Consider the following 11,720-nt stretch of genomic DNA (forward strand, 5'->3'; position numbering starts at 1 on the left):
ATATTATGCATCGCGATGCGTTTACTGCTGTGCGCCACTGGCCGCACCGTCGCTGACCGCTGCATTCAGTTTAGCTTCCTCTACTTTCACCTGCATACCCGGGCGAATACGCTGCAGGCCGGATACGATAACCCGATCGCCGCTCTTCAGGCCGCCCGTGACCAGCCACTGATCGCCGATAGCCTGAGCGGCATCGATAGTACGCATTTCGACCTTGTTGTCTGCGCCAACCAGCATTACTGTCGCCTGGCCGCGGGGGTTACGCGTTACACCCTGCTGTGGAACCAGCAGCGCATCGGGGCGGACGCCTTCGTCCAGGCGCGCACGCACGAACATTCCCGGCAGCAGGTCGTTTTGCGGGTTGGGGAACACGGCGCGAATAGTGATAGAACCGGTGCTCTCATCCACGGTCAGGTCGGAGAACTCCAGCGTGCCTTTCCGCGGATAAGGCTGGCCGTTTTCCATCACCAGCTCAACGCTGGCTTTACCGTTTTCCTGCTTGATCTGCCCGTTGGCCAGCTCCTGCTTCAGACGCAGAAAATCATTGCTGGACTGGGTCACGTCGACATAGATGGGATCAAGCTGCTGTACCTTCACCAGCGCGTTGCTCTGGTTGGCGGTCACCAAGGCGCCCTCGGTGACCGAGGACTTGCCACTCAGGCCGGTGATAGGCGAGGTGACTTTGGTGTAAGCCAGATTGATGCGTGCGTTTTCAACAGCGGCTTTAGCGGCGACGACGGTCGCGTCGGCCTGGCGTGCGTTGGCGACAGCGGTATCATAGTCCTGCTGGCTGATGTATTTGGTGCCCAGCAGCGGGGTATAGCGTTTGACCGTCAGATGGGCGATGTTAGCGGCAGCCTCTGCCTTGGCCAGATCGCCACGGGCACTGTCATAGGCGGCCTGATAGGTTGCAGGGTCGATCTGATACAGTGATTCGCCGGCTTTTACCGTGCTGCCTTCGACAAAGTTACGCTTAAGGATAATACCGCTGACCTGCGGACGGACTTCTGCGATACGGTACGCAGAGGTTCGGCCCGGAAGTTCGGCTGAGACATTTAACGGCGCCGTTTTCAGTGTGACTACACCGACTTCGGGGGCAGGGCGTTGCCCGGTTGCGTCATTGTCATCGTTACATCCTGTAAGAAGTAAACCGCCGGAAAACAGCAGTATCGCTGCCAGAGGCATTAACCATCTGTTTTTCTTCATATTATACCTCAAGAGTCCAAGTGCGAAATGGGTGTGGAGCACACTGGTAAAAAACCCATTGCTGCGCTATCAAAAAACGCATGTTATGGTACATACATTCATCAATGTATGTAAGTCTTGATACTTTAAAAAAATAACGCCATGGCACGAAAAACCAAACAGCAGGCCCAAGAGACCCGACAGCAAATCCTTGACGCTGCCATACGTGAGTTTTCCGCACGCGGTGTCGCCGCCACCTCATTAAACGATATCGCTAACGCTGCAGGGGTTACCCGTGGGGCCATTTACTGGCATTTTAAGAACAAAACTGACATTTTTCACGCCGTCTGGGAGTTTATGGAGTCCAGGCTCAGTGAGCTTGAGCTAGAGTATCAGACAAAGTTTCCGGATGATCCACTGCGTATATTGCGTGAGCTCCTAATTTTTATTTTGGTCGCGACGGTGGTGGATCCGCAGCGACGGGCGATGATGGAAATTCTGTACCATAAGTGCGAGTTCGTCGGCGAGATGCGGGCGCTGGGCGAACGGCGTAAACTGATGTATCTGGAGAGCTACACGCGCATTGAACGGGTTCTGCAGCACTGTGTCTTTCGGGAGCAGCTGCCGTCGAATCTGGATATGCTGCGCAGTGCCATCGCCCTGCGCAGCTATATTACCGGTATCATGGAGAGCTGGCTGTTTACCCCGGAGCGCTTCGATCTGCAACAGCAGGCGATACCGCTGGTGGATAACGTGATCGCCATGCTACAGCACAGCCCGTTTTTACGCCGTGATGCGGCGTGTGCGCCCAATGATACCTCTGTATGGGAAAGCGGTTTCCCAGCCATGCTAAACAGTGTTGATAAAGACGAGTAGATAACAATGCAAAAAATTGTCGTGATTGCCAATGGGGCCGGTTATGGCCATGAATCTCTGTTCAATGCGCTGCGCCTGGCGCTGGCGATGAAGGAGCAGGCGGCGGATATCGATCTGAAGCTGTTCCTGATGTCGGACGCCGTGACGGCGGCGCTGCCGGGACAAAAGCCCCATGAGGGTTACAGCCTGCAGCAGATGTTGGAGATCCTGTGCGCGCAGCGCACGCCCATTCTGTTGTGTAAGACCTGCGCTGACGCTCGCGGCATTGCGTCGCTTCCGCTGATTGAGGGGGTGGCCATCGGCACGCTGACCGAACTGGCCGCCTGGACGCTGGCTGCTGATAAAGTATTGACGTTCTAAGACGTGCTTCGCCGTTTATCCGACGACGGTGGACGCGCTACCGCCCGGCGTGAGACTCCGACACCGGGCAATTTTCTCCGATTGCGCCTATTCTTGCTATTACAGCTTCATGTTACTCTAGGCCACTTTTCGCGATGGAACGTTGCCAAGCGTCACGCGAAATAGAGCCCAGGAAACCTATTTTTCCTTTATTGATAAAGCCTGCTTAATTTTACTATGACTCACGGCGTGTTATTACGGCCATGCAAGGGTGTTGCCCTTTGGCGCGTTATTATTGTCACTCTGCTGTTTTCCCTGCTCTTTTGCAGCGCTCTGGCGCGGGCGCAGAGCGGTGATATCGATTCGTACACTGAGGTGCAAAATCAGATCGATGCCCTGAATCGGCAGAAGAGCCTGTCGGCCAGCGATAAGCTGGTGCTGCAGGATCTTAACCAAACCCTGGACTATCTGGATGGCATTGAGCGCTATCGCAAAGAGAGCCAGCAGCTGAAACAGCAGGTGCAGCAGGCGCCGGGAAAACTGAACCAGGCACTGGCCGGACTGGAGGCACTGCAACGCAGCAGCGATGCGGCTGATGAGGCCAACTTTTCTGCCATGAGTTCCCGCCAGCTGCAGAGTCAGTGGGATGATACCCTGTCCGAGCTGAAGCAGACACAGGATGACCTGGCCTCCTACAGCAGTCAGTTGATCGCCCTGCAGACCCAGCCGGAGCGTGCCCAGGCCTCCATGATGACCAGCTCCCAGCAAATTCAGCAGATCCGTAATACCCTGGCAGAAGGCGCCCAGCTGCGTGCCAGTCAGCGTAACATGCTGAATACGGAGCTGGCGATGCTAAACCAGTCCCTGGATTACCAGCAGCAGAGCCTCGGGGACAACACCACCCTGCAGGATGTACTGCAAAAGCAGCGCGATTATGCCAGCGCCTGTATTACCAAGCTGGAGCGCCGCGTACAGCTGATCCGCCAGGCGGGCTATAGCAAGCAGCTGATTCAGTCTGAAAAAACGGCCAGAGAGGCGATCAATCCCGACGATGCGGCCCAGGACTTTACCCACAATCCACTGATCGCCAAAGAACTGGAGATAAACCGCGCGCTGAGCCAGCGGCTGATCGACGCCACGGAAAAGACCAATGCGCTGGTACAGGAGAATATCCGGGTTAAAAACTGGCTTGACCGTTCGCTGCAGGCCGAACGTAATCTGAAAGAGCAGATCTCGGTGCTGAAGGGCAGTCTGCTGCTGTCGCGTATTCTTTACCAGCAGCAGCAGAAGCTGCCAACGGAAAAGCTGAGCAACGATGTGGCGGCGCAGGTGGCCGATTTGCGCGTGGCCCAGTTTGATATCAACGCTCAGCGCGATGCCCTGAGTCAAAGCAGCGACTATGTGGCGGCGCTGCAGACCGACAGCAAGGAAATACTGAGTGATGAGGCGATCACGGCGCTGGAGGATCTGGTCGATACACGCCGGGATCTGCTGGATAAGCTGAACAAACAGCTGGGCAGTGAGCTGACGCTGGCCATCAGCCTGCAGATCAATCAGCAGCAGCTGCGCAATGTGAATGATTACCTGCAGCATACCCTGACCCAGCAGATCTTTTGGGTCAGCAGCAATAAACCGATGAACCTGGCCTGGTTTATCGGACTGCCCGCGGCGCTGCATACCCAAGCGGCGAACCTGCACATTGACTTCAAACCGGCGCAGCTGCTGGAGGGCTTTATCAGCTCGCTGTATCTGTTCATTCCCCTGCTTATCGGCACCGGGTTACTGCTGTGGCGCCGTCGTGCCATCAACGCCCGCCTGGATAAGCTGGGCGATGAGGTGGGGCAGCTGAAGCGGGACGGACAGCTGCATACGCCGGAGGCCATCCTGCTGAATATCCTGCGTGGGCTGCCGGGAACGCTGCTGCTGCTGGCCGTGGGGGTGATGTTCTACCATACCGAAACTCAGATAAGCGGTCTGCTGTGGGTCATGTCTCTGCGCTTCTCGCTGTTTTGGCTGATCATCAGTACCACCTATCGCCTGATTTCACCGGGGGGGATCTCTGAGCGCCACTTTAACGTACCGCCGCTGGTCTGCGCCCATTACCGTCGTATGGTCCGGCGGCTGGGCTTCACCCTGATCCCGCTGATGGTGTGGTGCGTGATCGGGGAGAAATTACCGCTGCAGCTGAACGAGGATGTGATCGGGCAGGTGGTGATTCTGATCACCCTGGCATTGTTGACGGTGTTTGTCTTTCCGTTGTGCCGCGATGCCTGGCGGGAGAAAAACTCCCATAGCGTACGTCTGGTGCTGGTGACCCTGCTGGCGATCGCGCCGCTGATCCTGATGATCCTGACGGCCTGTGGTTATTTCTATACCGCCCTGCGTCTGGGTACCCGCTGGATAGAGAGCCTGTACCTGATGTTGCTGTGGGCCGTGGTCTACTCCACGGTGCTGCGCGGTCTGAGCGTGGCGGCCCGCCGTCTGGCCTATCGCCGCGCGCTGGCGCGCCGCCAGCAGAACGCCGCCGGCGCCTCGCGCGAGGGGGCTGAGGGGCTGGAGACGATCGAAGAGCCGCCCCTGGCCATCGATCAGATCAATACCCAGTCCCTGCGTCTGACCACGATGGTGCTGTTTTTGATCTTTGGCTGCGTGCTGTACTGGATTTGGGCCGATCTGTTTACGGTGATCTCCTATCTCGACAGCATTACCCTGTGGCACTACAACAGCGGCAGCGGCGCCAGCCAGATAACCCAGGCGGTGACGCTGGGCAACCTGCTGTTTGCCATGATGACGGTGGTGGTGGCCTATATCATGATGCGTAACTTGCCCGGTCTGCTGGAGGTGTTGGTACTGTCGCGTCTGCAGCTGCGTCAGGGTGCGTCCTATGCGATCACCACCATCCTGACCTATACGATTATCAGCGTCGGGGTGATTATCTTCTTCGGCTCGCTGGGCATCTCCTGGGATAAGCTGCAGTGGATGGCTGCCGCGTTGTCGGTGGGCCTCGGCTTTGGACTGAACGAGATCTTCGGTAACTTTATCGCCGGCCTGATCATTCTGTTTGAGCGACCGGTCCGTATCGGAGACACCATCACCATCGGCTCCTACTCCGGCTCGGTGAATAAGATCCGTATCCGTGCGACCACCATCACCGACTTCGATCGTAAAGAGGTGATCATTCCCAACAAGGCTTTTGTGACCGAGCGGCTGATTAACTGGTCGCTGACGGATACGGTGACCCGGGTGCTGATCAAGGTCGGCGTGGCCTATGGTTCGGATCTGGATAAAGTTCGGGAGCTCCTGCTGCAGGCGGCGGGTGAGAACCCGCGGGTGATGGTGGAGCCGGAGCCGCAGGTCTTCTTCCTGGCCTTTGGCGCCAGCACGCTGGATCATGAGATGCGGCTGTATGTGCGCGAACTGCGCGATCGTAGCTATGTGGTGGATGAACTGAACCGTCGCATCGATCAGCTGTGCCGAGAGAACGATATCAACATCGCCTTTAACCAGCTGGAGGTGTACCTGCATAACCCGCAGGGCAATGAGGTACAAGAGGTGAGGCGTACGCTGACGGATCCGCGCCCTGACTCACTGATGGCCTGATGGACGGACGATCGGGCGGTGGGTGCTATGCACCACCGCTGCTATCCGCTGTGTGCAGGGCTGGCCTGCGCCAGTTTCTGCCGGTAGTCGCGCAGGACGATCTCCAGCGCCGCCAGTGCGGTGTGCGCGGGAACAGCGTTACTCTCCAGCAGGTAAATCAAATCGACGGCCAGCTTGACCTCGTCGCTTGCTTGCTCCAGTGACATGGGGCTCCTTATGATCGGATCTTACGGTAAATAAACAGCACCAGCATCGCACCAATCACCGACATAATCAGGCTTTTTAGATTGAAGCCAGCAGTGATATTCATATGAAACAGCAGGTTGCCGAAATAGCCGCCGAGCAGGGCGCCGACGATGCCCAGCGCCACGGTCATGATAATTCCCCCATCATCCCGGCCCGGCATCAGCCATTTCGCCATTATTCCGACGATAAGTCCCAGTACAACCCACGCAATGATACCCATGGTACATGCTCCTGCATAGGTGATGGGCCGACCCCCTGTGCGGCCACCTTAATCCAGTATAGGTAAGGCGTAGGCGCTCAGCGAAATCCGTTTTCACGGTGTTCGATCTGCTTTTCGATCCGCCGCAGCGCCTGGCGGCAGCGCTGCAGCCGTCCCTCCATGGCAGCCAGTTCGCGCTGGATCTGCTGCTGCTGGGCCAGGGTCTGGCAGGCGGCCAGGCGCAGCTCGCGCTCACGCACCATGGTTTGCAGACGCCGCTCATAGTCCTGGTGGCGCGCCAGCTCCTGGTACAGATCGCCCGCGCTCTCCGCCCGCTGCGGCTCTTGTCGCCGCAGCGTCTGGGTGGCCTGCTCGCGCTGTAGGGCGGCCATCTGAGCCAGCAGACGCTCGGCGAGAAAGGCGACCTGCTGGCGCTGCCCGGCGCCGACGGCGCGCTGCAGGGCGGTGAAGTTATCCCGGGTCTCCTGCAGATAGTCTTTCAGCCGGGTACCGTGGGTCAGGAACAGCGCCCGATCGAAGCGTGAGCGGGCGGCGGGCTGTTCGGCCAGCGGCGCCAGCGCCTGAGCCAGCCGCTGCAGGCGCTGCTCGAGCTGGTTGAGCATCTGTTGACTCGACATAACCTACCTTTAAATGATAGTAACCATAGCGCATGGTACTGGAGCGGCAGGGAGCGGAGCAAGCCAGAGAATGAAACGCATGATATTAATGGCGCTGGGGTGGATAGCCTTTTCCCTGGGCTGTCTGGGCGTTGTGCTGCCGCTGCTGCCGACGACCCCCTTTCTGCTGCTGGCGGCGGCCTGTTTTGCCCGTTCGTCTCCGCGCTTTCATCACTGGCTGCTATACCGCGCCTGGTGCGGCGGCTACTTACGTCACTGGCAACAGCACCGCGGCCTGCCGCCGCGCGCGCCGACGCGCGGCGATCCTGCTGCTGGCGAGCTTTTCCCTCTCCCTGTGGCTGGTGGAGAGCAGCTGGCTGCGCCTGTTGCTGCTGATGCTGTTGGCTGCACTGCTGCTGCTGCTGTGGCGACTGCCGGTTATTGATGTACCGCAAGAAAAAAGCCCTTAATCCGGCGATGTCGGTTGCAATTTTCCGGCGGTTTGCATAAATTTGAACGTTTTCGTGCGCGGGTTACCTCCCTGTTCCGAGGGCGACGGCGATTAATGTCGGGCCATGTTTGGGGGGGATTGCAGGTGGCTTGCGTTAGCCCGGACCCGGTGTTTATCAGGCAACAAGTTATGACCGCTACAGCACAACAACTCGAATTCCTTAAACAAAATATTAAGACCATCCCTGACTACCCTAAGCCAGGTATCCTTTTCCGTGACGTGACCAGTCTGCTGGAAAAGCCCGACGCCTATGCTCTGAGTATCGAGCTGCTGGCGGCGCGTTACCGTGCCGCCGGGATCACTAAGGTGGTGGGAACGGAAGCGCGTGGCTTTCTGTTCGGCGCTCCGGTAGCACTGGCGCTGGGCGTGGGTTTTGTGCCGGTGCGTAAGCCGGGTAAACTGCCGCGGGCGACGTTGGCGGAAAGCTATGCACTGGAGTACGGCACCGATACGTTGGAGATCCATCAGGATGCCATTGACGCGAACGATCGCGTACTGATGGTGGATGATTTGCTGGCGACCGGCGGCACTATCGAGGCGACGACCCGCCTGATCCGCCGCCTGGGCGGCGTGGTACACGACGCGGCGTTTATCATCGACTTGCCTGCGCTGGGCGGTGAGGCACGCCTGGAGGCGATGAATATTAACTGCTACAGCCTGGTCTCCTTCGACGGACATTAATCTGTAGCGTGCGTCATACGCTATCTCTCCGGGCCATCGCCAGTGCGGTGGCCCGGCTGTTTTTGCCGCCGCCCGGCGGCGGAATAAAGTGATGGGTATTGTGACAACTACTGTTACAATGATCAGAGGATCGGGGCAGGCGGGCGCCAGTGCCCGTCCCATGCCATCAGTCTGACGCCGCTGGCCGTCTGTGGGACGGCTGGCGAATTTTCTTATTCTATCAGCGACGAATCATCAATGAGCTACCAGGTTCTCGCCCGCAAGTGGCGTCCACAAACCTTTGCTGACGTCGTGGGTCAGGAGCATGTCCTGACGGCACTGGCAAACGGGCTCTCTCTGGGCCGTATTCACCATGCCTATCTGTTTTCCGGTACCCGCGGGGTCGGCAAGACCAGTATCGCCCGTCTGTTGGCCAAGGGGCTGAACTGTGAAACCGGGATCACCGCCACGCCGTGCGGCGTCTGCGACAACTGTCGGGAGATCGAGCAGGGGCGTTTTGTCGACCTGCTGGAGATCGATGCTGCCTCGCGCACCAAGGTCGAAGACACGCGTGACCTGCTGGATAACGTGCAGTATGCCCCGGCGCGCGGTCGGTTCAAGGTCTACCTGATCGACGAAGTCCACATGCTGTCGCGCCACAGCTTCAACGCGCTGTTGAAAACGCTGGAGGAGCCGCCGCCGCACGTCAAGTTTCTGCTGGCTACCACCGATCCACAGAAGCTGCCGGTCACCATCCTGTCGCGCTGTCTGCAGTTTCATCTGCGTGCGCTGGATCATGAGCAGATCCGGGCGCAGCTGGAGAAAATCGCCCATGCCGAGGCCCTGACGGCGGAGCCGCGGGCGCTACAGCTGCTGGCACGCGCCGCCGAAGGCAGCATGCGTGATGCTCTGAGCCTGATGGATCAGGCGATCGCCATGGGGCAGGGGCAGATTACCGCCGATACCGTCAGCCAGATGCTGGGAACGCTGGATGATGAGCAGCCCCTGGCGCTGATCGAGGCGCTGACCGCGGCGGATGGCGCGCTGGTGATGGCGCGGGTAGAGCAGGCCGCCGGGCGCGGCGTGGACTGGGAGAACCTGCTGGTCGAGATGCTGGCGCTGCTGCACCGGGTTGCGATGCTACAGCTGCTGCCCAGCGCGCTGGACAGCCAGTTCGCGGCGGTAGAACCGCGTCTGCGTGAGCTGGCGCGGATGCTGCCGCCGGCGGACCTGCAGCTGTTTTACCAGATTATCCTCAACGGCCGTAAAGAGCTGGCCTTTGCGCCGGACCGGCGCATGGGGGCTGAAATGACCCTGCTGCGTGCGCTGGCCTTTCATCCTAAGGCGGTGATTGCCGAGCTGAGCTCCGCGCCGTCAGCGGTGCAGGGCAGCGATATCCTCACGGTCTCCGCCGCGGCGGTGCAGGGCGTCGTGTCGCCGGCGCCCGAGCCGACTGTGATGCTTCAGACAGTGAATGTACCGGCGGCGGGCGCCGTGCCGGAGAGCACTGCGCAGCTATTACAGGCCCGCTCACGCCTGCGGCAAAAGGCCGCCGGAGGGAGTGAGCCAAAAAAGAGTGAGCCGGCGGCACTGCAGCGTGCGCAGCCGGCCTCTTCAGCGCTGGAGCGTCTGGCCAGCATAAGCGAACGGGGTCAGCAGAAGATCGCGTCGGCGGAGCAAGAGCAGGCGTCGGCGCGTAAAGAGGCTTATCGCTGGAAGGCACAGAACCGCCCCGTAGAGAAAAAGGCGCCCAAGACGACGCCCAGGGCGTTGCGCAGCGCACTGGAGCATGAGAAAACGCCGGAGCTGGCGGAGCGCCTGGCGCAGGAGTCGCTGACGCGGGATGAGTGGGCCCGGGAGCTGAGTCAGCTGCGGCTGCCAAAGCTGGTGCAGCAGCTGGCGCTGAATGCGTTTCGTGAGCCCGCACCGGAGGGAAGTGTGCTTCTGCATTTACGTTCAGCCCAGCGTCATTTAAACTCCGCCTCTGCGCAGCAAATGCTGGCGCAGGCCCTGAGCGGCCACTATGGGCATCCGGTGGCTCTGAGCATTGTCGAGGATGACGATCCTCAACGACGCACGCCGCTGGAGTGGCGCCAGGCTATCTATGAAGAGAGTTTGGCGCAGGCCCGCGCATCGATTGCAGCGGATGGCAATATCCAGACCCTGCGGCGTCTGTTCGATGCCGAGCTGGATGAAGAGAGCATCCGCCCCGTTTAACCGCTGTGCCGCTGCGGCACGGCCCTACGAAAAGAGAGAACGCTATGTTTGGTAAAGGCGGACTGGGTAACCTGATGAAACAGGCCCAGCAGATGCAGGAAAAAATGCAGAAGATGCAGGAAGAGATCGCCCTGGTCGAGGTGACCGGTGAATCTGGCGCCGGCCTGGTGAAGGTCACCATTAACGGCGCGCATAACTGCCGTCGCGTGGAGATCGATCCCAGTCTGATGGAAGACGATAAAGAGATGCTGGAGGATCTGGTCGCCGCTGCATTTAATGATGCCGCCCGTCGCATCGAAAGTGAGCAGAAAGAGCGTATGGCCTCTGTTTCCTCCGGTATGCAGCTGCCGCCGGGCTTCAAGATGCCGTTCTGATGCAGACCAGCCCGCTTCTTGAATCGCTGATGGAGGCGCTGCGCTGCTTGCCCGGCGTCGGCCCAAAGTCGGCCCAGCGTATGGCGTTTCACCTGCTGCAGCGCGATCGCAGCGGAGGAATGCGTCTGGCGCAGGCGCTGACGCGCGCGATGTCGGAGATCGGACACTGCCGGGACTGCCGCACCTTCACCGAGCAGGAGGTCTGTACTATCTGTACTAACGCGCGTCGGCGTGAGAATGGACAGATCTGCGTAGTGGAGAGCCCGGCGGATATTCATGCCATTGAGCAGACCGGGCAGTACTCTGGGCGCTATTTCGTGCTGATGGGGCACCTCTCTCCACTGGACGGTATCGGTCCACAGGATATTGGTCTGGACAGGCTGGAGGTGCGGCTGAGCCAAGAGGCGGTCAGCGAAGTGATCCTCGCCACTAACCCAACGGTTGAGGGTGAGGCGACTGCCAATTACATCGCGGAAATGTGTGCGGCGCACGGTGTGCTGGCCAGCCGAATCGCCCACGGCGTGCCGGTGGGGGGCGAGCTGGAGATGGTCGACGGTACCACTCTGTCCCACTCTTTGGCCGGGCGTCACCCGGTGACGCGCTGATCCGCTGACGCCGCCAAGGGATACGCCGTCTGGCGTATCCCTATCACGATCTTCTGCCTGGCGGTATATCGGGGGTTATCCGCTGTTATGACCGCGTTCCCCCATACCATGCCTGACAGATTCCATTTAGGCAGTTTGCGCCAGGTGGGGCTGTATGCATGCCCTGTTCACTCCGGCTGCTGCGCCTTATCCGGTAACTATCGTCTTGAGTCCAACTCTGAAAGACACGGCAAAGCGCCATTGGTAACCGAAATGTACGGGAGATATTTGGAAGAGCTCATGCTAACAATC

General features: G+C 59.4%; 11 protein-coding genes, 1 pseudogene and 1 other annotated feature. Of the genes and pseudogenes, 8 read left to right on the forward strand and 4 right to left on the reverse strand.

Annotated elements, in window-relative coordinates:
• Positions 1–21: 21 nt before the first annotated feature.
• Entirely contained in the window at positions 22–1,206 is a 1,185-nt protein-coding gene (locus tag EIEH_RS16520) for an efflux RND transporter periplasmic adaptor subunit (protein ID WP_015870489.1), read from the reverse strand.
• A 141-nt stretch (positions 1,207–1,347) separates the two neighbouring features.
• Here EIEH_RS16520 and acrR point away from each other — a divergent pair, with 141 nt between their 5' ends.
• The 3 genes from acrR (at position 1,348) to mscK (ending at position 6,000) form a co-directional block, all read left to right on the forward strand.
• Positions 1,348–2,061, forward strand: a complete 714-nt coding sequence (gene acrR, locus EIEH_RS16525; RefSeq protein ID WP_015870490.1) for a multidrug efflux transporter transcriptional repressor AcrR — start codon at positions 1,348–1,350, stop codon at positions 2,059–2,061.
• A 6-nt stretch (positions 2,062–2,067) separates the two neighbouring features.
• Entirely contained in the window at positions 2,068–2,421 is a 354-nt protein-coding gene (locus EIEH_RS16530) for a DsrE/DsrF/TusD sulfur relay family protein (protein WP_015870491.1), read from the forward strand.
• 216 nt (positions 2,422–2,637) lie between these two features.
• A complete protein-coding gene (gene mscK / locus EIEH_RS16535; protein ID WP_015870492.1) occupies positions 2,638–6,000 on the forward strand; it encodes a mechanosensitive channel MscK in 3,363 nt (1,120 codons plus the stop codon).
• Positions 6,001–6,041: 41 nt separating this feature from the next.
• Here the strand turns inward: mscK and rsmS are convergent, their stop codons facing one another.
• The 3 genes from rsmS to priC all read right to left on the reverse strand — a co-directional run bounded on the left by rsmS (position 6,042) and on the right by priC (position 7,083).
• Positions 6,042–6,206 carry a pleiotropic regulatory protein RsmS gene (gene rsmS, locus EIEH_RS18235; protein WP_015870493.1) on the reverse strand — a complete coding sequence of 55 codons (165 nt, stop codon included), beginning with the start codon at positions 6,204–6,206 and terminating at the stop codon, positions 6,042–6,044.
• Between the two features lie 8 nt (positions 6,207–6,214).
• Entirely contained in the window at positions 6,215–6,466 is a 252-nt protein-coding gene (locus EIEH_RS16540; RefSeq protein ID WP_015870494.1) for a GlsB/YeaQ/YmgE family stress response membrane protein, read from the reverse strand.
• A gap of 77 nt (positions 6,467–6,543) precedes the next feature.
• The gene (gene priC / locus EIEH_RS16545) at positions 6,544–7,083 is read right to left on the reverse strand and encodes a primosomal replication protein PriC (protein ID WP_015870495.1); all 540 of its coding nucleotides are present in this window, start codon (positions 7,081–7,083) and stop codon (positions 6,544–6,546) included.
• Between the two features lie 70 nt (positions 7,084–7,153).
• Here priC and EIEH_RS16550 point away from each other — a divergent pair.
• The 5 genes and pseudogenes from EIEH_RS16550 (at position 7,154) to recR (ending at position 11,429) form a co-directional block, all read left to right on the forward strand.
• A pseudogene (locus tag EIEH_RS16550) lies at positions 7,154–7,532 on the forward strand (DUF454 family protein).
• A gap of 170 nt (positions 7,533–7,702) precedes the next feature.
• Positions 7,703–8,254 (forward strand): adenine phosphoribosyltransferase, encoded by a 552-nt coding sequence (gene apt / locus EIEH_RS16555; RefSeq protein ID WP_015870497.1) that lies wholly within the window; start codon positions 7,703–7,705, stop codon positions 8,252–8,254.
• Between the two features lie 237 nt (positions 8,255–8,491).
• Positions 8,492–10,450 (forward strand): DNA polymerase III subunit gamma/tau, encoded by a 1,959-nt coding sequence (gene dnaX / locus EIEH_RS16560; RefSeq protein WP_015870498.1) that lies wholly within the window; start codon positions 8,492–8,494, stop codon positions 10,448–10,450.
• Positions 9,787–9,847: a sequence feature (DnaX frameshifting element), on the forward strand. It overlaps the preceding gene by 61 nt.
• Positions 10,451–10,494: 44 nt before the next feature.
• Positions 10,495–10,824 (forward strand): YbaB/EbfC family nucleoid-associated protein, encoded by a 330-nt coding sequence (locus tag EIEH_RS16565; protein WP_015870499.1) that lies wholly within the window; start codon positions 10,495–10,497, stop codon positions 10,822–10,824.
• A complete protein-coding gene (recR, locus tag EIEH_RS16570) occupies positions 10,824–11,429 on the forward strand; it encodes a recombination mediator RecR (protein WP_015870500.1) in 606 nt (201 codons plus the stop codon). Before EIEH_RS16565 ends, recR begins: the two co-directional genes overlap by 1 nt.
• The last annotated feature ends 291 nt before the right edge of the window (positions 11,430–11,720 follow it).

The sequence above is a fragment of the Edwardsiella ictaluri ATCC 33202 genome, from assembly GCF_000264785.1.
GTDB lineage: Bacteria > Pseudomonadota > Gammaproteobacteria > Enterobacterales > Enterobacteriaceae > Edwardsiella > Edwardsiella ictaluri.

Coding starts and splice junctions, on each gene's coding strand:
- apt (WP_015870497.1), top strand. CDS start 7,703: ATGACCGCTACAGCACAACAACTCGAATTCCTTAAACAAAATATTAAG.
- mscK (WP_015870492.1), top strand. CDS start 2,638: ATGACTCACGGCGTGTTATTACGGCCATGCAAGGGTGTTGCCCTTTGG.
- EIEH_RS16565 (WP_015870499.1), top strand. CDS start 10,495: ATGTTTGGTAAAGGCGGACTGGGTAACCTGATGAAACAGGCCCAGCAG.
- dnaX (WP_015870498.1), top strand. CDS start 8,492: ATGAGCTACCAGGTTCTCGCCCGCAAGTGGCGTCCACAAACCTTTGCT.
- priC (WP_015870495.1), bottom strand. CDS start 7,083: ATGTCGAGTCAACAGATGCTCAACCAGCTCGAGCAGCGCCTGCAGCGG.
- EIEH_RS16530 (WP_015870491.1), top strand. CDS start 2,068: ATGCAAAAAATTGTCGTGATTGCCAATGGGGCCGGTTATGGCCATGAA.
- acrR (WP_015870490.1), top strand. CDS start 1,348: ATGGCACGAAAAACCAAACAGCAGGCCCAAGAGACCCGACAGCAAATC.
- recR (WP_015870500.1), top strand. CDS start 10,824: ATGCAGACCAGCCCGCTTCTTGAATCGCTGATGGAGGCGCTGCGCTGC.
- EIEH_RS16520 (WP_015870489.1), bottom strand. CDS start 1,206: ATGAAGAAAAACAGATGGTTAATGCCTCTGGCAGCGATACTGCTGTTT.
- rsmS (WP_015870493.1), bottom strand. CDS start 6,206: ATGTCACTGGAGCAAGCAAGCGACGAGGTCAAGCTGGCCGTCGATTTG.
- EIEH_RS16540 (WP_015870494.1), bottom strand. CDS start 6,466: ATGGGTATCATTGCGTGGGTTGTACTGGGACTTATCGTCGGAATAATG.